This is a genomic window from Streptomyces sp. NBC_01450 (genome assembly GCF_036227505.1).
In the GTDB taxonomy this organism is placed as follows: domain Bacteria; phylum Actinomycetota; class Actinomycetes; order Streptomycetales; family Streptomycetaceae; genus Streptomyces.
The window spans coordinates 5,587,405-5,608,762 of record NZ_CP109480.1; the positions used below are offsets into that span (position 1 = coordinate 5,587,405).

At 68.1% G+C, this 21,358-nt stretch carries 10 protein-coding genes and 4 pseudogenes; 7 read left to right on the plus strand and 7 right to left on the minus strand.

Going from position 1 to position 21,358, the window contains the following annotated elements; all coding sequences use genetic code 11:
- Positions 1 to 36: 36 nt before the first annotated feature.
- Complete coding sequence (locus OG568_RS24875) at positions 37 to 1,335, minus strand: ArsB/NhaD family transporter (protein WP_329533162.1); 1,299 nt, start codon at positions 1,333 to 1,335, stop codon at positions 37 to 39.
- Positions 1,332 to 2,582, minus strand: coding sequence for a cation:proton antiporter (locus OG568_RS24880; RefSeq protein ID WP_329533163.1), 1,251 nt, complete (start codon positions 2,580 to 2,582; stop codon positions 1,332 to 1,334). Before OG568_RS24880 ends, OG568_RS24875 begins: the two co-directional genes overlap by 4 nt.
- Before the next feature lie 294 nt (positions 2,583 to 2,876).
- Between OG568_RS24880 and OG568_RS24885 the strand changes: the two genes are divergently transcribed.
- A complete protein-coding gene (locus OG568_RS24885) occupies positions 2,877 to 3,290 on the plus strand; it encodes an STAS domain-containing protein (RefSeq protein WP_329533164.1) in 414 nt (137 codons plus the stop codon).
- Positions 3,291 to 3,299: 9 nt separating this feature from the next.
- On the opposite strand, the gene OG568_RS24890 is transcribed toward OG568_RS24885, so the two are convergent.
- From OG568_RS24890 to OG568_RS24905, 4 genes and pseudogenes are all read right to left on the minus strand, one after another.
- Entirely contained in the window at positions 3,300 to 3,764 is a 465-nt protein-coding gene (locus OG568_RS24890) for a CBS domain-containing protein (protein ID WP_329533165.1), read from the minus strand.
- 153 nt (positions 3,765 to 3,917) lie between these two features.
- Positions 3,918 to 4,400: pseudogene (locus OG568_RS24895) on the minus strand (AAA family ATPase); the annotation flags it as partial.
- Positions 4,401 to 5,065: 665 nt separating this feature from the next.
- Positions 5,066 to 5,502 (minus strand): annotated as a pseudogene (locus OG568_RS24900) (AAA family ATPase); the annotation flags it as partial.
- Positions 5,503 to 6,294: 792 nt separating this feature from the next.
- On the minus strand, positions 6,295 to 8,661 hold the full coding sequence (locus OG568_RS24905; protein ID WP_329533166.1) for an N-6 DNA methylase: 2,367 nt from the start codon (positions 8,659 to 8,661) through the stop codon (positions 6,295 to 6,297).
- Positions 8,662 to 8,963: 302 nt separating this feature from the next.
- Between OG568_RS24905 and OG568_RS24910 the strand changes: the two genes are divergently transcribed.
- The 4 genes and pseudogenes from OG568_RS24910 to OG568_RS24925 all read left to right on the plus strand — a co-directional run.
- Positions 8,964 to 9,311 (plus strand): transcriptional regulator, encoded by a 348-nt coding sequence (locus OG568_RS24910; RefSeq protein ID WP_329533167.1) that lies wholly within the window; start codon positions 8,964 to 8,966, stop codon positions 9,309 to 9,311.
- Between the two features lie 399 nt (positions 9,312 to 9,710).
- Positions 9,711 to 11,855: a protein kinase domain-containing protein gene (locus tag OG568_RS24915; RefSeq protein ID WP_266584190.1), complete on the plus strand. Its 2,145-nt coding sequence runs from the start codon at positions 9,711 to 9,713 to the stop codon at positions 11,853 to 11,855.
- A 649-nt stretch (positions 11,856 to 12,504) separates the two neighbouring features.
- Positions 12,505 to 13,278: a polysaccharide deacetylase family protein gene (locus tag OG568_RS24920; protein ID WP_329536443.1), complete on the plus strand. Its 774-nt coding sequence runs from the start codon at positions 12,505 to 12,507 to the stop codon at positions 13,276 to 13,278.
- Positions 13,275 to 13,538 (plus strand): annotated as a pseudogene (locus OG568_RS24925) (RNA polymerase sigma factor); the annotation flags it as partial. The gene OG568_RS24920 and the pseudogene OG568_RS24925, both read left to right, overlap by 4 nt.
- A gap of 84 nt (positions 13,539 to 13,622) precedes the next feature.
- Here the strand turns inward: OG568_RS24925 and OG568_RS24930 are convergent.
- The gene (locus tag OG568_RS24930) at positions 13,623 to 16,145 is read right to left on the minus strand and encodes a hypothetical protein (RefSeq protein ID WP_329533168.1); all 2,523 of its coding nucleotides are present in this window, start codon (positions 16,143 to 16,145) and stop codon (positions 13,623 to 13,625) included.
- A gap of 213 nt (positions 16,146 to 16,358) precedes the next feature.
- On the opposite strand from OG568_RS24930, the pseudogene OG568_RS24935 reads away from it, so the two are divergent.
- A pseudogene (locus tag OG568_RS24935) lies at positions 16,359 to 16,620 on the plus strand (PIN domain nuclease); the annotation flags it as partial.
- Between the two features lie 793 nt (positions 16,621 to 17,413).
- On the plus strand, positions 17,414 to 21,358 hold the full coding sequence (locus OG568_RS24940; protein WP_329533169.1) for a CHAT domain-containing protein: 3,945 nt from the start codon (positions 17,414 to 17,416) through the stop codon (positions 21,356 to 21,358).

Here is a 21,358-nt window from a genome sequence, read left to right on the forward strand (position 1 = left end):
CCGGGACACGCGACCGTACGCCGCGTCGGCCACGGGTCAGCCGAGGGCGAAGTAGCGCAGCCACACGTAGCCGAGGGAGATGGTCACGGTGACGGCGGTGACGATCAGGCCGTACTTGGTGAACTGCCAGAAGGTGATGGGCTGGCGGTTGCGTTCGGCGATGCCGAGGACGACGACGTTCGCGGAGGCGCCGATGGCGGTGGCGTTGCCGCCCAGGTCGGCGCCGAGGGCGAGGGCCCACCACATGACGTGGTCGCTGCCGCTGCCCATGTTGTGGACCAGGTCGCTGGTGATGGGGGCCATGGTGGCGACGTACGGGATGTTGTCGACGACACCGGAGAGGACTGCGGACGCGCCCAGCAGGGTCAGCGAGCCGCCGAGTTCGTTCGTGCCGATGGCATCGGCCAGTGCCTTGGAGACCTCGTCGATCACGCCGGTGTCGATCAGGCCGCCGATCATGATGAACAGGCCGGCGAAGAAGGCGAGGGTGGGCCATTCGACCTCGGACAGGACCTCGTTCGTCTCGGCGGTGGAGACGGCGATGAGCAGTCCGGCGCCGAGCAGGGCGACGATGCTCGGTTCGTAGTGCAGCACCGGGTGCAGGACGAAACCGGCTACCACCAGGGCAAGGACGATCAGGCCCTGGACCAGCAGGCGGTGGTCCTTGATGGCCTCTCGTTCCTCCAGGTCCATGATCTCGGCGGCGCGGTCCTCGTCGTACACGAAGGACTTGCGGAACATCACCCGGCACAGCGCGACAAGAACGACCACCAGCACCGCGGCCAGCGGGGCGAGGTGGACCAGGAAGTCGTTGAAGGTCAGGCCGGCCCGGCTGGCGATGATGATGTTGGGCGGGTCGCCGACCAGGGTCGCGGTGCCGCCGATGTTGGAGGCGAACACCTCCGCGATGAGGAAGGGAGCGGCCGGCAGCGCGAGCCGCTCGCAGACCAGCAGCGTCACCGGGGCGATCAGCAGGACCGTGGTGACGTTGTCGAGGAGCGCGGAGGCGACGGCCGTGATGACGACGAGCATGGCCATCACCCGGAAGGGCTTGGCCTTCGCCTTCTTCACGGACCAGATGGCCAGGTACTCGAACATGCCGGTCTTCTTCAGCACGCCGACGATCATCATCATGCCCATTAGCAGGAAGATGACGTTCCAGTCGACGCCGGAGTCCTCGGAGTAGAACGCCGAGACGTCGTCGGTCGCCCCGATCGCCAGCATCAGGCCCGCGCCGCCCAGGGCCACGGCGACGCGGTGGATCTTCTCGCTGATGATCAGGGCGTACGCGCCGACGAACACGACGATCGCCGCCCAGCTGTGCCAGTCGTTCACGTTTCTCCGGTTCCTCCGAGCAGTTGCAGAGCTTTGCTCCCGGTGCCGTCCCCGTCGGGTCCGTCCGGGATACCCGCCAGGTCCTCCACGTCGAAGGCGCGGGCGATCGGCACGTCCGTGGAGCTGTGCGCGATGATCGAGAAGGCGATGCACACGGCGACGAGGGTGAACGCCTCCGCTGCCTGCGGGATGCCGGACTGGAGAACGAGCAGCCCGTACACCACAGAGGCGAAGCCCTTCGGACCGAACCAGGCCGCCACCAGCCTCTCCTTACGGGAGATGCGCGTGCCGAGCAGCGAGAGCAGCATCGAGGCGGGACGGATCAGGAAGATCGCCAGGACCACCGCCGCGTACCCGCCCCACGACAGGGCGCCGAAGAGCCGCGGGGTCAGCAGCGCGCCGAAGACCAGCAGCGCCGCGAACTTCGCGAGCTCCGCCAGTGCCTCGCCGAGCGGCTCGAAGGACCTCTTCGCCTCCGGTGACGTGTGTGCGAGGACGGCGCCCGCGGAGAACGCCGCCAGGTAGGGGTTGGCGTGCGTGAGGTGGCAGGTCGCGTACAGGACGGTGCCCGTCGCCAGCGGCAGCAGCGGCTGCAACTTGGGCTCTGCGCCCAGCAGCCGGAAGCGGACCAGCCCATTGACGAAGAGCGGCAGCAGGATGCCGAAGGCAAGGCCCAGCCCGAGTTCCAGGGCGATGGTGGAGCCGGAGGCGTCCGCGCTGCCCGCGGTCGGGCCAGCCGCGGCGATCAGGACGAGGACGACCGGGAGGGCGAGCCCGTCGTTGATGCCGCTCTCCACGTTCAGCAGCTGCCGCAGCTTGGCCGGGACCTCGGCGCGTCCGACGATCGCCGAGGCGAACACCGGGTCGGTGGGCGCGAGGACCGCGCCCACCAGGAACGACGTCGTCCAGTCCAGGCCCACCAGGTAGTGGGTGACCAGCGCCATGAAGACGAACGCGAGCGGCATGCCCAGGCCCAAGGCGCGCGCCGGGTTCCTCCAGTTGGCGCGCAGCTTGGGCAGCGAGACGTGCATGCCGTCGGTGAAGAGCACCGCGAACAGGGCGAGGTCGGCCGTAACGGACACGATCTCGCTGTCCGGCGTGATGTGGATCAGCCCGAGGAAACCGTCACTGACGAGCGCGCCGCCGACCAGGAAGAGAAAGGAAGTGGAGAGCACTGTGCGTGCCGCCAGACCCGACAACAGCACCGCCACCAGCAGTGCGGCCCCGAACACCACCACGAGCACCATGCTGAACGCCCCGATCGGAAGAGAGAGTGATCCCCTGCTCGCCGACCAGACTTCCCGGCACACCGCTGGGAACCTTACAGGTCCTTGACGCGTCTTTAACAGATTCTTGGCGAGCACCTTGAGGGCCGTCAGGTTGCCGGAATCCGGCAACCTGACGACAGAGCCCACCGGGGGTCGGAGTACTCGAACTACCGGGCCCCGAGCTGCGGCCACTGCGATCTTTGCCTAGGCTAAGAGTCAGGCAGGCCGGGAAGCCTGGTCGGCAGTCGGCCGCCCGCTACCACGGAGCCTCGAATGCCAGATCCGCCATCCGCTCACGACCCGCACGAGCACCACGGATTTCGCGGCGTGGGCAGCCGCATCCTCCACCCGTTCCACCGCCACACAGCGGAGGTCGTCCCGCACCCGGGCCATGTCGTCGTCAGACTCTCCGGGGAGATCACGTCCGAGAACGCCGACCAGATCGGCGAGGGCCTGCGGGAGGTCCTCCTCACCCGCCCACCGATCCTCGAAATCGACCTCGCCTGGGTGACCTACCTCAGCTGCGACGGCTGTAGGGCCGTGTTCATCGCGCTGCTCGCGGCACGGCCCCACGGCACCCGGGTGATCGTCACCCACGCCGACTCCCGGACCCGTCCCACGCTGACCCAGCTGGGCCTCACCCGCGTCCTCGACATCTACGAAGAGACCGGCCCTTACCACTCGTGACAGCGGCCGTCAGCACGCCGCGGCGGCGAGCAGCCGCTCCAGCAGGTGCGAGGCGGTGATGACTCCGAGCAGCCGCGTACCACTCTTGTCCTTATCGACCACCGCCACCAGCGGGCTGCGGGCCTGTGCCATCTGGGCCGCGACCTCCAGTGCGGTGTCGTCCGGGGCGGCGATGGCGGGCGGCGGCGTGGTCTTCGAGAGACAGTCGCGGACCTTGCGTCCCGCGAGCGCCTCGCACAGCCGGTCGGCGTGGCGCTCGTCGACGACCGCCGCGAGCGTGGGGTCCTCCACGACGTACCCCGGCACCAGGATCTTGATCATCTGGGAAGCGGGCAGGATCGCCTTCGGCGCGCCCCGCTCGTCCAGCACCAGAAGCGCGGGCAGCCGGTGTTCGGCCATCAATCGTGCGGCGTCCAGGGCGTCGCTGTCGACACCGACTGTCTCGTACTCCACCGCCAAGTCACGCGCACGCACCCTCGGCTCCTGTCTCGCTCTCGATCCACCGGCAGAAACGGCCACGAGGACGTACGACCGCGCCGACACCTCGAACGATACAACCGGCCTGCCGATACAGAGTGTGCCCGAGGACCGGCCTTGCGCCGCCCGACGGAGCCACTTCGCCTTCGGCTAGGTACTGTCCGACGCTCGCTGCCGCAGCCCGGCGGCGTGCCTGGCGGTGGGGCCGGCCATCAGGTGACGGGGGTCGGCGGCACGGTTGATCGCGGACTCCACGGCGGAGATCCGGTCGGCGAGCAGGCCGAGCGCGCCGACCGCGCGGGTCAGCGGGGCGTCCTCGGGGCCGCCGAGGGTCTGCGCGCGGACGTAAGCCGTCTTCACCTCCGCCCAGCGGAGCGCCTGTCCGGTGGTGAGGGTGCCGCGTAGTTCGGCCAGTTTCAGCAGGTTGGCTTCCGCGCTGGTCGTGAGGGTCTGTGCCTCGGCCGTGTAGCAGTCGTCGATGACGGCGGCGAGTCCGGTGTCGTTCATGACGGGCTGGATGCGTTGGGCGATCTTGTTCATGGTGCGGTAGGAGCCCTGGAGCCGGAAGGGCGGCTCCGTGCGGGTGGCGTCGGTCCGGGCGGCGGAGGCGATGTAGGCCGTGTTGACGGCAAGGGCTGGCTTTATTCACGAGTCGTGTTTTGAAGGCAGTGGGGGGCTTGCCAGGACAGCATCGAGACCGGCACCGACTCCTACCGCCTGGCCAGCACCCGGGCCCGGGCCGAAGAGCCGGCCAAGGCCGGCTGACGCCCGTCGAACCCCATCTGCCGACCCGCCCTCCGACCAGACGGCGGGTCGTGCATAGCATCAGCAGCTTCCGGATGCCGGGTCGTCCGGTTTCTCAGTGCGGTTGTGGGCACGTCGCAAGAGGTGCTTCGCAAGCAGCGTCACCCAGATGGCCAGAAGGACGGCCGCGATGCCCCTCAGCCAGGGCGGAGTGCTGCTGCTGGCTGCCGTCAGTGCATAGAACAGGATGCACACGCCCATCCACCCCGGGCTGCTGAAGAACTCGGCCCTCGGGTTTCGCGTCGTTCCCACCCTGCACCTGCCCTCTCCGGTCTCCGCACAGGCCACTCCAGCCGAACCAAGCTGCCACGGCAGAAGGATATGGCAGCAGCCGATCGCCTGCCCCTGGGCCCAGGACCGCCGCCAAGCGACGGTCCGTCAGCCGCCGCTTCAGACAATGGCGTCATTTCTGGTGAACATCCACGAGCCCCAAGATCACCAACTGCTGCCCAAACCGGTGAACAAACGCTGCTACTTGAAGTGAACGAAGCCAACACGCCCTCGACGCGCGGCATGGCGTCGCACAGCGGAATGAACCGCTGGAGCAGCTCGGGCGAGGTGTGCTGGATGTCGTCCAGGTAGAGAAGGGTGTTGTTGCCCGCCTCCAACGCGAAGTTGATCTTCTCCACCTCTTGGCGGGCGGTGGCGTTCGGAGCCTCGGCCGGGTCGAGCGAGGTGACGGCGCTGCCGAGCGAGGGCCCGTTGACCTTGACGAGGACGAGGCCGAGGCGGTCGGCGACGTACTCCATGAGGGTCGTCTTGTCGTAGCCGGGCGGGGAGATGAACAGGAGCAGGCCGCCGGTGTCGGTGCGCTTGGCATCGCCTGCGGTGCCGAGCTGTTTGGCGAGGTTGTCGCCGATGGGGGGGGGAGGTAGACCTCGTCGATGAGGCGGCCCCGGACGAACGCGGACATCACCCGGGGGCGGTACTCTGCGCACATCTGCCGGAGAAGCACGCTCACAACGCCCGGCGCTCCTACGACACCGCACCCGATGACAATCCACCGCTCGGCATCCGTGTGCAGTCGCGACGGCGCCACTCGGTTGGCTCGGGCGTCGAAGAGTGCCGAGGCCAGGGGAGGCTCCATCAACACGGCAATCGTCCCCGTGCCCCCCGTCGTGCCCATAGCGTGCCCTTCAAGGCGGAAAACCACGGTCAACAGCGGTGACACGAGGCACCCACGCCCGCAGTAGGACGTCGAATCTGCGCAGGTCAGAGGGGTGACGCCCACCTGAGCGCCGTCGCTTCCCAAGCTGAGAGTGCGAGTTCGATTCTCGTCACCCGCTCCATGAAGAAGGCTCGGGTCATCGACCCGGGCCTTCTTTGTAGTCTGGGCTGATCAGTGGACTCGTACCCTTCGTGCATCATTTGCGACGGTTGGTAGGCGGCCCGCGTACCCGATGCTACGAAAGCAGAGGGGAACGTGCACGGCTCACATCGGGCTGTACCGCGCGGCACGTCAGCTCGTTCAGAGTTGACCGGCCGCAGACAGGACAAGCAAGCAGAGGCCCATCGACGTGGCAAAAGCAGTGCCGCCGTAAAGGACTGCCTCGGCGAATCCGGCTCCGGTGCTGGCCTTCAGGATCCCAGCGACAAGGGCCACTACGAGCGAGAACAGCGCTGCGACGAGTAGCCACAGGTACCTTGTTCCGGATCGTGGCTCGCACGACGGAGCATTCACAGAAGTCTTCCTTCGCGAAAGGACTGAACGGAGAGGAGTGCATCATTCCGGGACCAGGACGCCGGTCAGCAGATGGGCGGCGAGTGTGCTGCGGTGGTGCATCGCGGCCTGAATGAGTTCGCGGTGCGCGGTGATCTGTGCGTCTACCGCTTCCAGCGCGGCGCTGATTCGCCGCTGGTGCGCAAGGGGCGGCAGCGGTACGGGCAGAAGTGCCAGTGTGGCGGCGCTGAGGGAAGGGACGGCGGTTCCGCGGGCGTACTCCTTGAGCCAATGCACTGTCTCCGGCAGAGACAAGTAGGCGAGCAGGTAGCCCGGAAGGACAAGTGGCTCCCCATCCGATTCCAGGGCACGCAGCCGCAGCAGGTTGGTACTGAACAGCCAGCCATCCTGCGCCTTCGCGACCAAAGCAGGGGGCATCTGAGCACCGGAACGCACGCACAGGATGTCTCCGGGGCTGAGACGAAACCTTGCCAGTGCGCGGGCGACGTCCACACCCACTTTCTCCATGTCGCGATCGTCGATACGTCCCTCACGCAGATGCTTGGGCATCACGACATGTAGATCGCCTGCCGCGGAGCGAACCTCGGCCGGCAGGCGTGAGTAGGACGGACCAGCCATGATGTCGACCAGATCACCCAGCGGAACCCGACGCCAGTCATGAGGTAGCCCGTCGTACGAGAACGCGACGGCTGACGGCAATGGGCCGTACGAGAGCGTATCGACCGCGCCGTCCACGGCTTCCGTTCGACGCCTCGCCGAATCGAGCGTCCGCTTCGTGGCTGCTGCCTCAGTCGCTGCATCGGCCGGTGACGCCGCAGACATCCATCTGTCCACGTAGTCGGCGGGGCTGAGCGAGTAACCGGCAGCCCGCACGGCCTCCAGCGGGGCAGCGACCGCAAGATGGCCTGCGCTCTGCCGACCTAGGCGGAATCCGGTCCCTCGCCGCCATGCCTGAACGGTTTTCGTCACGGCGCCGACGTGTTCGTCGGACAGGACCCGAGGTCCGCGAGTCGCCTTGTCACCCAGGTCCCGGGCGTCCACGAAAAGGATCTCCTCGCCAACCCCCACGGAACGCCTCAAGAACCACAAGCAGACGGACACCTGAGCCCCCGAGAAGAGCTGAGGCGGCAGCGCGACGATGCATTCGACAACACCGTCCTCCACCAGCCTGCCCCGAATCTCCTGCTCCCGGACGTCTGTGGAGGCGCCCGCACTGACCGGCATCACGACGCCTGCATGGCCCTCGTTCTTGAGAGACACCAGGACATGCTGGAGCCAGGCGAAGGCAGGATTGCCGGGGGGAGGCGGTCCGTACGGCCAGTCGATACCCTCACGGGGCTTCGGCACGGCTCCGCGCGCGTTGAAAGGCGGATTGGTCAGGATCAGGTCGGCCTGGTAGCCCTTCGGCCAGACACCTTCGTTCCATGGGGCCGTGGTTCCGGCCTCCAGTTCGACCCGGACTCCGTGCAGCGCGAGGTTCATTCCGGCGAGCCGAAGTGTGCCGCGCTGCGGGCTCTCGCCACGCAGGGTCAGAGGCACGACGCCACCGAGGCGTTCAGCGGCTCCATCAAGCATCTCGCCTGCGCGCACATACGGGTCGTAGACGCATTGCGCGGAGTCCTCGTCCCCTATGGCGGCGTCCCGCATCAGGCGCACGACAGCACGTGGGGTGAAGAATTCACCGCTGGGAAGCCCGGCTCGGGAGCCGAACTGATCCACCAGTTGCCGGAACTCGTCGATGCCCAAGCCGTCGGTCAGGCGGATCACCTCGATGACATCCGCGTACTCCCGAGGCTCCAACCTGACGATGGCTGCCCGCATGCCCGGCGGCACACCACGCAGGCGAAGTGCCTCGTCGGCTGCCTCCCCGATCTCCTGCAACAAAGCCGCCGTGGCAGCCCTGGTTCGAGCCCGCGCCGTGCGCGGAAGCGACACCGAGCGCGGGTTTCCGCTCATCTGGAGAAAGACCAGGGAGAGGAGCAGGGCAAGGTAGTCCGTTATCGATCCGCCGCCGCGCACGGCGTCTGCCATCGGTCCCAGCAGTTGGGCAAGTTGACGCGCCCGCTGTTCTTCGTCGCTCAACAGACCGCTGCCAGCTGCCTCACCGCTCAGCGCGGTCGCTCTCTGGCGGGCGTCGTCCAATGCAACGAGGTTCCGCCGCATGCGGTCCGCATAGGTGAACCCGGGCGGCTCGTCGGACGCACGTGCGCGCGACGGGATCTGACGGGAGCCAAGCCAGCCTAGGACCGCCCGTAGACTGAATAGTTCCGTTTCTCCCGTCCTGACCGGCTCCGGATAATCCTCGTACCGACGCTGCCAGTTGGTGACCGCCGGCCGCATCACCCCAGCCAGTTCTGCGAGTTCGGCCCTCGACAGCAAGCGATCGTCGCTGAGACCCGTACCGTTCACGAAACCCCCGTACACCGTCCTGATTGCTCTCGATGAGGGAACGGTAGAGAGGCGACGGCGAGAGCGTCAAACAGCGCACCGGCGGTGCGCACATCGCCCGATGGGCGAGATGCATCAGCTGCAGAGCCGGAATTCAAGGGCCAGTAGTGCTCTCAGCAGGTATTTTACCTCCCGTCGCTCTCCACGGTTGCCTAGTCGCCAGGAGACAAGAGACATAACTTGTTAACGGTATACCTGAGAGGTGCTTGCGCCGGTCTGCGGATCACAGAGCCCACCGCAGGCTCTTCCTGGATAATCGACGTATGGCAACACAGTCCGGTCGCTCTGATCTTCGCCGTGCCAAGTTCGCACGGCGTGCGCCTGCCGCACTCTCCGAGCTCGTAGGCCCTCAGCACGGCACAGTGACGCTGCCGCTGCATCTGGCGTGGTCGGGCCTGACCACGTTCGATCTCGATCAGCCGCGGCTGCGGATGAGCTACTACCGGATCGTCCTGGCCGAGGGTCTGCACGAAGATCTGGTCCGGTTCCTCAATCGCGACCTTCTGGTCAGCCTGTGGCCCATACTGCGCACACTGGTCAGCCGTGATGTCCGGGAGGTATGGGAGAGCTCCTTCGACGAGTTGGCTCACGAAGCCCAGGCCGCTGCGTGAACCTCACAGATCTCCACCGTCGCTTGCTTGCGGATGTCCTCGACGTGGGCGGTGTCTATCCCCTGGCGCAGGCTCCTTCGGCGGCCGTACGAAGATCGCCACCGGCTGGCAGGGGTACAAGGGCTTGTTCTGAGTCGCCTTCGAGATGCGACGGGAAACGGTCGAGACGCGAGGCGGCGCGTCCGCGAACCGCTGTGCGTCGCCGATCTATCAACATCGGCTCGAGTTCGACATCGGCTTGGACGGCCAGGAGTTGAGCCCTCGTCTGGACGGATGACCCATCGCACGGCTCAGGGGCACAGGGACACCGGTGCGTGATAGGCGCGGCTCCGTTTCCGGAGCGGCAGGCCCTACTCTGATCCCCGTGAGGCAGGCAGGCGCTGGGAAGGATGATCGGCGATGACGCCCCTGAGCACCGGGGACCCGGAGTCCATAGGCGGGTACACCCTTCTCGGTCGGCTCGGGGCGGGCGGCATGGGAGCCGTCTATCTGGGAGTCTCCGCCTCGGGACGGCAGGTGGCGGTCAAGCTCGTGCACGGTCCGTATGCCCAGGAGGAGGAGTTCCGGACGCGCTTCCGGCAGGAGATCGCGGCAGCGCGCAGAGTGAGTGGCGCCTTCACCGCGCCTGTCGTGGACGCCGACCCGGACGCCGACCGGCCGTGGATGGCGACGCTCTACGTGCCGGGGCTCAACCTTGCCGAAGTCGTGGAGAAGGACGGCCCGTTGAGCCAGCGGGAACTGCGCGCGTTGGGGCTGGGGCTCACCGAGGCGCTGCGCGACATCCACCGGGCGGGCCTGGTGCACCGGGACCTCAAACCGCGCAACGTCCTGATGACCGAGGACGGGCCGCGCGTCATCGACTTCGGCATATCGCGCGCTTCCGACAACCAGCACCTCACCACGACCGGGCGGATGATCGGCACTCCGCCCTTCATGTCGCCGGAACAACTGGCCGCTCCCCGAGACGTCACCTCGGCCTCGGACGTGTTCGCGCTGGGGTCACTGCTGGTGTTCGCGGCCGTCGGCACGGGACCGTTCGATGCCGACAGCCCGTATATAACCGGCTATCAGGTGGTGCACGGGACCCCCGACCTCGGCGGGGTGCCCGAAGCGCTCCTGGGTATTGTCGAGCGCTGCCTGGACAAGGATCCGGCCGCACGGCCGGAACTGACGGACATACACCGCATGCTCCAGGCGCTGCCGGAATCCGACGCCACCGGGTCCCCTAAGACCGGGCAGGCCGCGAAACCCCGGCGCCGTCCCGCTTCACGGAGCGCGGCCACCGCCTCCCCAGGCGCCGCGACCGGCACCGGCAAGCGACGCCGAGCCCGGATGCTGCTCACCGGCCTCGGCGCGGTGCTGGCCGTCACGGGGCTGTCCATCGGGGTGGGTGTCTTCGCGTCCGATCCGGACACCCCCACCGCCACCGCCAGCGCCACGGCCACCGCCCGTGCCGCGTCACTGCCCGACGGCTGGCGGCCGTGGCAGACGGCGCTGCGGTACGACGTGAAGGGTGTCCCTCTCGACTACGACAGCCCTGGATGCGTGGCGGAGGGAAGCGCCCTGTTCTGTGGTGGTACGGGCTTCACAGCCGCCAGGATCGACGCGGCCTCCGGCCGCACCCTGTGGCGGACCGGCACCCGCCCTCAGGGGGCGCAGCCGATCGGCGTCCGCGACGGGCTGGTCTACATGTACGAGGAACCGGACGACAAGACCAGGCGCGTAGTGGCCCTCGACACCGGCACCGGGCACCGGCGGTGGCAACGCGGCATCAACCCGTCCGAGGATGCGGTCCTGTACGACGGCGGACTGCTGACCATGTCTCCCGACTACTCGTCGTTCGTGGCCTACGGGCCTACCGGCAAGGAACTGTGGCGGGCGCCCTCGCAGGACGAGTACTGCACTCCGTCGGCGCTGGGAGGCGTCCCCTACGCCCTGTGCTCGAAGGGCACCGAGCCCGGCCAGGCCCCGGTCGAGCTGATGAAGCTCGGACCCGGCAGCCTGACCGAAACCGCCACACTGCCCAAGAAGGCGGAAGCGCTCGGCGCTGTCGGCGGGCAACCCCTGTTCCTCGCCCCCCAGACCGCGAAGGACGTGTACGAAACCGGGTACGAACGGCCGTACAACGCGCTGCTGCGGGTGGCGTCGGAAACCGGGCAGGTCAGACGGATACCGCTGGCACATCCGCTGACCGGCGCGGCCACCCTTGTGGACGGCGTCGTCTACTTCGTCCGGTCCGACGGGTCGGTCACCGCGGTGTCGGCGGACAGCGGCAAGCAACTCTGGCAGAAGGTGACGGACGTGGAAAGTCTGTCCGCGCCCGCGGTGTCAGCGACGTACAAGCGGGTCTATTTCTCCAACCGCTTCGGCCGTCTGCTGGCACTGGACAGCCGCACCGGAGCGGAAGTTTGGCGCACCTCCGCACTGGACAGCCCCGGGGACAAAGTGCAGAGCTACCCGCCGCGAGTGCTGCTCGTCAAGGACGCGATCGTGGCGATGGCCGGCGACACGGCCTTCTCCCGGAGCCCTGACGGGCCCACCTGACCGACCGAGGCCGATGTGTCGGGGGCATCCCGCACCCGCAGGTGTCCCACCGCAGCGGAGCCGTCCGGCCCCCGCGCGGCGTCCCCATGTGGGTGCGTGCCCAAAGCGTGCCCACAGGACCGGACAACCACGGTAGACAGCGGCGCGAAACCAACCCTTCAAACTGCCTCCCCGGGCGGCGTACCCGCAGGTCAGAAGCTACGCCGCCGTCCAAGCGCCGTCGCTTCCCAAGCTGAGAGTGCGAGTTCGATTCTCGTCACCCGCTCCAGATGAAGCCCCAGGTCAGCGGCCTGGGGCTTGTATTTTGCTCAGCTCGCCCTTCCCTCAGCAAGCCTGAACAAACCATCTGGAACACCCCGGCGAGCGGTGCCCAGCTCGCCGGCCTCACCGACGCGAGCGGCACTCCACTCGGCTGAGTGACGTCGGCTGCGGCGGGCCACCGCGGTGGGGGCGCGCCAGTGTCGAGGGACAGGCGGGATCGGGCCGAGCGGCTCGGTTTCGCCCGCTGCTCGCTGGGTTGTCCGGGAACCACCCCGGGATTGTCCTTGATCGGTAACGGACGCATCCCGTGGCCGCCGTTCCTCGTCCTGCCAAATGGTCGCGAGGTGACCAAGGAATCGGCGAGGAACTGCGGGAAAGCGGGGCGGACATGGCGCGGCACGGCGGCGGGCAGGGCTGGTACGGCAAGGTGCTCGGCGCGGCGATCGGGGTGGCGTTGCTCGCCGCCGGTGCATCGATATGGACCGCGCAGGCTGAGGCCGTGGGCGGTTCGTCGCCGAAGGCGACCACGTCGGCCGCGCCGGACAGTGGCGTCAAGGCGGTCGCGGTGACCATCGCGCATGCCTCGGACAAGGGGGCGCACGGCGTCAACATCACCATCGACGACGGCCCCGACCCCGTATGGACCCCTCAAGTGCTCGACGTACTGCGGGAGTACGGGGTGAAGGCCACGTTCTGCATGGTGGGGACGCAGGCACAGGCCCACCCGGACCTCGTGAAGAAGGTGGTCGCTGCCGGGCACCGGCTGTGCGACCACTCGGTGTCGCACGACACCACCATGGACAAGAAGTCCCAGGCCTACCAGTCGCAGCAGATCCTCGACGCCGAACGCATGATCACCAAGGCGTCCGGGGGCGTGCGACCGATGTACTACCGGGCGCCCGGCGGGGCCTTCACCCCGTACAGCCGCACGCTCGCCGCCTCCCGTGGCATGCGCCCGCTGGGCTGGAACGTGGACACCAAGGACTTCGAGCGGCCGGGTACGGACGCCATCGTCGCCACCGTCGAGCGGGAGTTGCCGGACGGGCCGACGCTCCTCTTCCACGACGCGGGAGGCGATCGCGCCCAGACCGTCGAGGCCCTGCGCCGCATCCTCCCCCGGCTCAAGGAGCAGGGCTACTCCTTCGGCTTCCCGGTGCGCTGAGCTGGTCGATACCGGCGTTCGAGGAGTTGTACCGGCGTACGTCGCCGTGGATGGCGTTGCGGCTGCGCCGCCGGTGTGTGGACGAGCAGATCGTCGCCGAGGTGATGCAGGAGACGTATCCGGCGGTGTGGCGTGCGGCGGGTGCGTTCACGGGGGCCTCGGTGGGCGGGACGGCCACGGGTTGGCTGTGGACGATCGCGGCACGCCGCCTCGCCGACGCCTTCCGGCGCAGAGCCCACCACGCAGAACCGCCGCCGGCACCGCGGCCTACGCCTGCGCGGGACCGAGGTGGTAGGCGGTCCGGGCCCCCGGATCGATCCGGGGGCCCGGCAGGGTGAGCGAGATCAGCGGACGTCGGCGAAGTCGCCGGTGGAGGTGGCGGCCGCGGTGGTGGACGTGGCGGTGAACGCGTACCGCCAGTAGCCGTCCGTCGATGCCTTCACCGTGGTCTTCAGGCCTCCCGTGCTGCTGGTGGAGACCGTCTTCACCGTCGTGTACCCGGACGTCCCCTTCTTCCTGAACTGGAGCTTCATCTTCTGTCCGGCGTATCCGTGATACCCGCCGAGCGTCTCCCAGTCCGCACGGGAGAGCTTGCCCGTGATGGTGAGCGTCTTGCCCTTGGTCACCGGCTCGGGAGACGCGTCGGCCGTCACCGTCGCATCGCGCACCACGGACGGCGAGGTGGCGGCGTGCAGATCGACGTGTCCCTTGCCATCGGCGGCCTCGGCCCAGGCGGCGGCTTTCCAGACGCCGGCGAGGGAGTTGCGGCCGAGGTCCCAGCGTGGCTGGATGTAGGCGAACTGCGCCTCACAGGTGGACGTGGTCGCGTTCACCTTGGTGCAGGTCGCCGGCCACGTGCCGTAGAGGACGGCGTCAGGGGTGGCGTACGACCCCCGGTAGAGGTACATGTCGCCGCTCGCGATCCCCGACGGGTCGGTCGCGGTGAACTTCGCCTTGAACTCCTGCAGCGGCTGGTCGGTCAGCTCCACCGGCTTTCCGCCGTTCACCACGACGTTCGAGATACGGGTCGCGCCCACCGTCTCGTCGCTCTGCGGGGCCGGGCCCCCGAACGCCCGCACGATGGTGCGGCGGAGGCTGCCGCCCTGGTCGTCGGCGGCGGTGACGCGCAGGGTGATGTAGGAGGCGGTGGCGGGTACGTCCAGGGTGGCGGAGCCGTCGGCCGCGACGGGCAGGTCGGTCCAGCTCGTGCCGTCGTCCGTGGAGTACGCGAGGCCCGTGACCCTGGTGTTCGCCTCCTCCGCCGCCGTGTTGCGGGTGCTCGCGCTCGCGTCGATCCGGACCGTCCCGGCGGCCGCACGGCCCAGGCCGTCGAGCCCCGAGACCTTCAACCGAGCGTCGATCAGGGGGAGTTCCCTGCCTTCCGCATAACCCGAGTGGAACGTCCACTCGTTGTGCACATCCGTGGACAACCGGGCGTACGGGACGCGGCGGTGCACGGTCTGGTCGAGGGCGTACGTCTTCTCGAGCGACGGCAGGCTCGACGACATCAGACCGTGAGAGCTGTCCAGTCCCGAGGCCTGGGCGTAGGTGACGCCGTCGGACGTCAGCTTGTAGGCATAGGTCGCGCGGAAGTCGAGGCCCGTGTGGCCCGCGGTGTCGCCGAAGGCGCTCCCCTCGTTCAGCGAGATCTTCCCGAAGTACCGCTGTGAGCCGATCGACTGGCCGCGCACCGGCTGGAGCGGGGCCGCGCCCAGGACCTCGCCCACACCGGTCCCGGCGGGCAGGGTGCGGTCGGGGAGGTTCAGGTTCAGCTCACCGGTGCCGTAGTTCAGGAGGCGGCTGTAGGTGACGCCCGGGGTGGCGTACTCGGTGACCGAACCGGTGGCCGACACCGAGGCGCCGATGAACACGCCCGTCCACTCGCCGAAGGAAGGGGAGCTCTGCAGGTACGCGGTGGTGCGGGTGCCCGGGGCGTTGACCTTCGTGACGGTCTTCGCCAGGGCGGAGGTACGAACCGTAGTGACGGGCGAGGTGGGCACCGTGGTGGTGTAGCTGTGCGTGAGGTCGTAGCGGTACGGGCTCGGGACGCTCGCGGAGGCGCCCTTCTTGCCGAGCACTTCGTGCACTCGCAGCGAGACACCGGGCACTGAGAACGGAGTGACGTACACCTTGTCGGGCCCCCCGCCGGCGAAGCCCGCCAGTTCGCCGCCCGGGACGCTGATCCACACGGCCGAGGAGTCCCGGGTGGCGGTGGTGTCGTCGGTACGGATCGCGGTCTCCTTGGCCGCGCGCTGGTCGAAGGTGACCGTGGTGGCGGCCGAACCTACGGTGAAGGTACGAGTGAGCAGGTAGCTCGGCTCCAGCCAGTCGTTGTGCAACGCCACCGAGAAGTAGTCGCCCGGCGGCAGCTTCACGCTCGCCGTGCCGCCCGCGGTGTCGCTGTTGACGGCGTACGACGTCCAGGTCTTGCGGTTCCAGACGTAGAAGAGCTTGGATCTGACGTCGGCGTGCGTGATGCTCAGTTTCACCGTGTACATCGACGCGGTGGCGCTCGCCGTCCTGAGACCGCTGCGCACGGTGCCCGTGCCTGTCGCCGTCAGCGGAAGCTTCGCAGCCGTACGGTCTGCCGCGGACTTCCCTGTCGGCCGTACGGAAAGCGTGCCATTCATGGCGGCGACCGTGTAGCGGGCCGGGTGGCCCCCGGAGCCTCCCGGGTCCGCCGTGACGCGGACGTTCCGTCCGTCGACGAGTTCGACGCGGCCACCGTCCCCCAACTCGGCGCTCGGCGCGCCGCGGTGTGCCGAGTCCTGTACCGCGGAGACCAGGCCTACCGTGGCGGGTTCACCCTCCGTGGCACTCGCCATGGGCGCGAGCAGCACCGAGGCCGTCACCAACGCCCCGCTCACTCCCACCGCAGCGGGTCTTCGGAGCCGCCCACCCCAAAATCCGGACATCAATTGCCCCCTGTCCCTTCCCCTTGAGAACCAACTCCCGGCTCATCCAGCACAGGAGTCGATCAGCTCACTCTAAGGTGAAGTGCTAAAGCTTGCGTTCGATCACCGCCACCCACTCGCTTGCGGGACAGGGGTTCAAGCCCCACCGGTTTCGGACCGTCGCCGGCAGCCGCCGGACTCATCGCCACCTGCCCCGTCACCGAGCTGGAGTTCTTCTACAGCGCGCGCTCTGCCGCCGACCGGGCGCAGGGCATCGAGGACCTACGCCTGGTCTTCGGCTGGCTGCCGGTCGGCGACCGGCCTCGTAGTGGCCGCCACGGCCGAGCTGCAGGGGCTGACCCTCCTGCACCGCAACCGGGACTTCAAGTGGATCGCCGCCGTCATCGGCCAGGCACTGCAGTGGTACGGCCCCGAAGCCGGCAAGTGAACTGGGTCGAGAGCTGCTCCGAGGAAACACGAGAATCCGTCCCGTAGCAGGAGCGCACATCACCGGAAGGCATGTGCACGCGCGAAGGAACCCTCGAGTGGGACGTCCGCACCAGCCGAGCCGAGCGCAGAGCCCCTTCGCGCACAGGCTCTGCCGACCGTTCTTCGAAGCCGTGCCCACAGCGTGCCCATAAGAGCGGACAACCACGGTCAACAGCGGTGCGAACGGTTCGGCGCAACACCGCCGACATCACAGATCAACGCAGGTCAGAAGCCACGCAGCCCCGCAAGCGCCGTCGCTTCCCAAGCTGAGAGTGCGAGTTCGATTCTCGTCACCCGCTCCATGGAGAAGGCCCAGGTCGTCGACCCGGGCCTTTTGCTTTGCTGGTTGATCAGTTATCGGGTGCCAGAAAGCTGATCGCCGAGGTTGACGCCCGCTTCATCTGGCCATGTCCGCTTTTCTGCTGTCGCTTGTCGTCGCAACACGACAGACCAGCACGGCCTCCTCGGAGGACTGCCGGCGCGAACCACCGTTTCCTTGAGGGTGGCGCCTGAGCGGGTCGACACGTACGCGGTGCGGGTGCTCGCCTCAGATTTGGTATCGCCAGGAGCTCGGCGATCGTCAGTCTGCTCGGGCTCGGCGGTCGGCTCTGATCGGTCTCTTGGCACCAGTACGTTCGAACCGCTCCTGTCGCGGTTGCGCAGCCGCCCCGGCCGGAGACGAAAGCCTCATGCAGCGGTCGGCGCAAGGGTAATGTGCCCGCGTTGCCAGGCTTGGACGGGGAGGGGCAGCGATGACCGAAGTTCGTCGTGAACAGTTCCGCGCGCTTGTGGAGCACCTGACAGAGCGTTGGCTCACGAGCACTGAACGGGATCTACCCGCCGGGGCCCGGGCAAATCTGATCGGCGAGCGTGCCCTCGACGCTTATGAGAACACCGAGGACGAGGAGGCCTTAATCGCCGCGGCTGCGGCGCTCAGTGCGGCCGACGCCCTCGGGTCAACTGCTCCTGTGCTGCGCTCACGGCTCAAGCGTCTCCAGCACGTGTCGGGACAGGAGGCAGCCTTCCCGTTATCCATGGAAGACATCTCCGGCCTGGACGGGCTCGACGACTTGGCCGGTCTGCTGGAGTCGTGGGAGGAGGCGAGCCGGACGCCCTTCCAGGTGACTCCGCCCGCCGCTCTGGAAGCATCCGGCGGCTATGAGGGCGAGGTGTCCACGACCCTTCTGTTGCCCTGCACGGTCGTGATCCGTGATGCGCTCGACGCGTCGCTTCCCCTTGCCGACGACCCTGATCTCGCGATGTATGCGCGGCTCGCCTCCCGGAGGCGTTCTTGGCTCTCCCATGCCTCCCGTTCTCGCACCGCCAGCGATCTGGACCAGACCGTCGAGACGCTCAGCGACACGATCGAGTCCTTCGCGGACACAGCGCCCCCTTGGCGATGGAGTCTCGTACTCGGCGATCTAGCCCAGGCGTTGCTGCTGCGTCACGACATCAACGGGCCGTCGGAAGACCTTGCTCGTGGGGTCGACCACGCCATGACGGCGGTGCGGATGTCTCGTGCGGCCGAGGAAGCGGAACAGCTGGTGACATGGCTGAGCCTGCTCGGCACGGTGCTTTGGGCACGGTATGACGCCTATGGTGACTCGGCCGACCTCGGGGCCGCGGCCGACGCCCTGTGGGAGGCGGCAGACCCGGACAGGGTGACGGCGGCACCGTTGATCGGTCGCTCGACCCGGCTGGAGTGGTTGCGCCTGGTCGGCGCGGTGCAGCGGCAGCAATATGCGGCCTCGCGCCACTCCAGCTACCTGGACCGGGCCCTCCGACTGCACCGTTTCATCGACGAAGAGCCACAGCTCCCGGAGCGTTCGGCCACTCCGCCGAGCACGTACGCCAGCCTCGGCTACACCTGGCTGAGTGTGCACGGCAGCTCCGGAGAGCCATCCGCTCTCGACAGCGCGGTATGGGCCCTGGAGCAGGCTGTGACAGAAGGCCGGGAGAGCAACCCTGCCGAAATGGGGGAGTGGACCGGCACCCTCCTTGCCGCGCTCAGGGCGCGCTTCGCACAGCGCGGCGACCAGGACAGCCTGGAGAGTTTGATGAGGGCCTGCGTACGGGCCCTCGCCGTCCTGCCCGAAGGAACCTCCGAGTATGTCTCGTTGCTCGGTTCTCTGGGGGAGGCGCTGCTGTGGAGATACGTCCTCGTCGGGGCAGACGGCGACCTGCGGACGGCCCGCACCCTCCTGGAACAGAGCGAGGACCGGTCCGCTCTGGCCGCCGTGCTCCACGCGGACTATCTACGCGGCAGCGACCTGTGCGCCTTGGACACAGCGGTGCGTATCGCGGCCGAAGAGGTTCGCGCCGCAGCAGGGCCGGATGGCGCACATCTACCCGTCGCCTTCGACCTCGCCCAGTACCTGCTTTCCCGTGCCGAGGTGCTGAGTGCGCCGGGCGATGCAGAATCCGCCTCACGGTTCCTCGACCACTGTCTGAAGTGGCCGGGGCAGTCCGGTGAGCACCTCACCTTTCTGAGACTCGAGTACGGCCGGGCACGGCTGATCCTGTCCGAGGTACACGCGATGACGTCGGCGGCCGTCGAGACGAACGATCACGGGGACGATCCGCTGGAGGACGCCGCAGCGACTCTGCTGGACGTCATGGATAGTTCCGGCTCCGACGAGCCTCTCAGGGCCGAGGCGAGCGATCTGCTGGCGCGTGCGGTGACAGCAGCGCGCGTCGAGGCCCATGGCTCTGGACAACTCGATGCCGACATGGGTCCGTTCCACCTGGACCGACCCGTCTGGCGACGTGCTCTGGCTCTGCTCGGCGAGCAGGCCGCCGAGAGTGTCCGTCATCGTCGGCTGCGCACCCTCGACGACTTCCGTCAAGGCCCTCAGGCGGTCCGCGACGAGCTGTGTCAGCGCGTGGTCGACGTCGTGACACGGCATCCTGGTGTCGGCAATGTTCAGCTGGCTCGACATATCACGCGGGAAGCCGGAGCGCTGGCTCGCTGGTGTCTGGAGGCGGGCGAGCCCCGCATGGCGTTCGAGGTCGCCGAATCGGGTCGTGCCGTGATCACGAACGCGGCCACCGGAGCAGACCCGATCGCCGACCGGCTCACAAGGCGAGCGCTCCCCCTGGAAAACGCCCACAGGCTGCGCTCCCTGGGAGCAGCCAGGGCTCCTTTCGGAGGCCATCGCCCATCGTTGCCCCGGTTCGCTCCGGCAGACCGCGTCTCCGCTCTGCCGCAAGGCCTGAGCGACACCGTGCAAGACGCATTGGACGAACTCGTTGACGTACTCACTCCCGAGGCGACAGCCGCACTGTGTCGGGACCTGTGTATCGACGCCGTGGTGCATCTTCTTGCGGGACGGAACCACGGGTGGGCGCTCGTGGTGCACCGGGACGGACACCTCGTTTCGATCAGGCTGCCGCTCCTGCGCACCCACCACCCCGATCTGTTCGCTTTCGCGTCAGAACACGACAAGCTGTTGCGCTCTCCTGCCGTCGACCCGTCCCGAACTTGGCGGGTCGCGCTGCGCAAGGTCTGCGACTGGGCCTGGCGGGCTGTTTTCGAAGAACTCTCCGAGCGTCTCGCGTCTCTGGGAGTCGGCGGCACACCTCGTATCGTGCTCATCCCGTCCGGAACGCTCGCGCTGGTCCCGTGGCACGCGGCCCGGCGGCGAGTGAAGGAGCCCGGCGGCTGGATGCACCGCTTCGCCATCGAGTCGATGGCGATCAGCTACGCGCCGTCGGCGCGTGCGTTGCTCTGGTTCACCGATCGATCTCTCGCGCCGCTCGCCGGCAACGGCCTGGTGGTCGTGGACCCCACTCGGGATCTGCCTCACGCACGCCAGGAGGGTGAGGACATTCATCGCTGGCACTACCCGAAAGGGCAGCGGCTCGGCTCATCCGGTGAGCAGGGAGCGATACCCGCCACACCCCGTGCCGTGCTGTCGGCACTCAGCGGAACAGGGGCCGGGCCTGCCTGCCCAGTGGCCCATTTCGCCTGCCACGCAGTGAGCAGGACGCCCGCAACGGATTCGTATCTGCAGCTGGCCAACGGGCAGCGACTGAGCGTCGCACGGCTCCTTGCGCAAGCTGAGCAGGAGCTTGCGCAGGCTGAGCAGGAGGAAGGCGGGCCGAGGTCCCGCCCCCTCGTCGTCCTGTCCGCCTGCGCCACAGCGGTCCCCGGTGCTCACTACGACGGTGCTCTGAGCCTGGCCACGGCGTTCGCCGCAGCGGGGGCGGCAGCGGTGGTGGGCTCACTGTGGACAGTCGACGACGCGGCGACCGCCGCGCTGATGCGGGACTTCCATTTGCTGCTCAACCTGGACGGCATGCCTCCTGCGGAGGCACTGCGCGTCGCGCAACTCCGGGCACTCCGGGAAGCGCGTGCCAGGGCCGTGGGACGGGGGCCCAAGGCCAGAAGCGGGGCCGGAGACCCTTCGTCGTGGGCAGCCTTCGTCCATCAGGGTCTGGGGCATCCAGCGGCGCTGTCCAGAATCCCCATCGGATCCGCGATCGTTGACCTGCCTGATGCCACGGACGATGCTTCTACCCGAGTTTCGCAGTTCCGGATGCCGATCTTCCCGAGCCTCCCAGGCCCGGGACCGTCCGCGTTCAAGTGGATGTGCCCGGTTCCCGGCTGTTCCCAGGAAGCACCCGGCGACACGGACTCCCCGTTCGATGCTGACTGCTGCCCAACCCATCCCGACGACGCGTTCGTCCTTACATAG

Excerpts from the sequence above, each read along its gene's own strand:
- OG568_RS24880 (WP_329533163.1), bottom strand. The coding sequence starts at position 2,582 with ATGGTGCTCGTGGTGGTGTTCGGGGCCGCACTGCTGGTGGCGGTGCTG.
- OG568_RS24885 (WP_329533164.1), top strand. The coding sequence starts at position 2,877 with ATGCCAGATCCGCCATCCGCTCACGACCCGCACGAGCACCACGGATTT.
- OG568_RS24910 (WP_329533167.1), top strand. The coding sequence starts at position 8,964 with ATGGCAACACAGTCCGGTCGCTCTGATCTTCGCCGTGCCAAGTTCGCA.
- OG568_RS24915 (WP_266584190.1), top strand. The coding sequence starts at position 9,711 with ATGACGCCCCTGAGCACCGGGGACCCGGAGTCCATAGGCGGGTACACC.
- OG568_RS24920 (WP_329536443.1), top strand. The coding sequence starts at position 12,505 with ATGGCGCGGCACGGCGGCGGGCAGGGCTGGTACGGCAAGGTGCTCGGC.
- OG568_RS24940 (WP_329533169.1), top strand. The coding sequence starts at position 17,414 with ATGACCGAAGTTCGTCGTGAACAGTTCCGCGCGCTTGTGGAGCACCTG.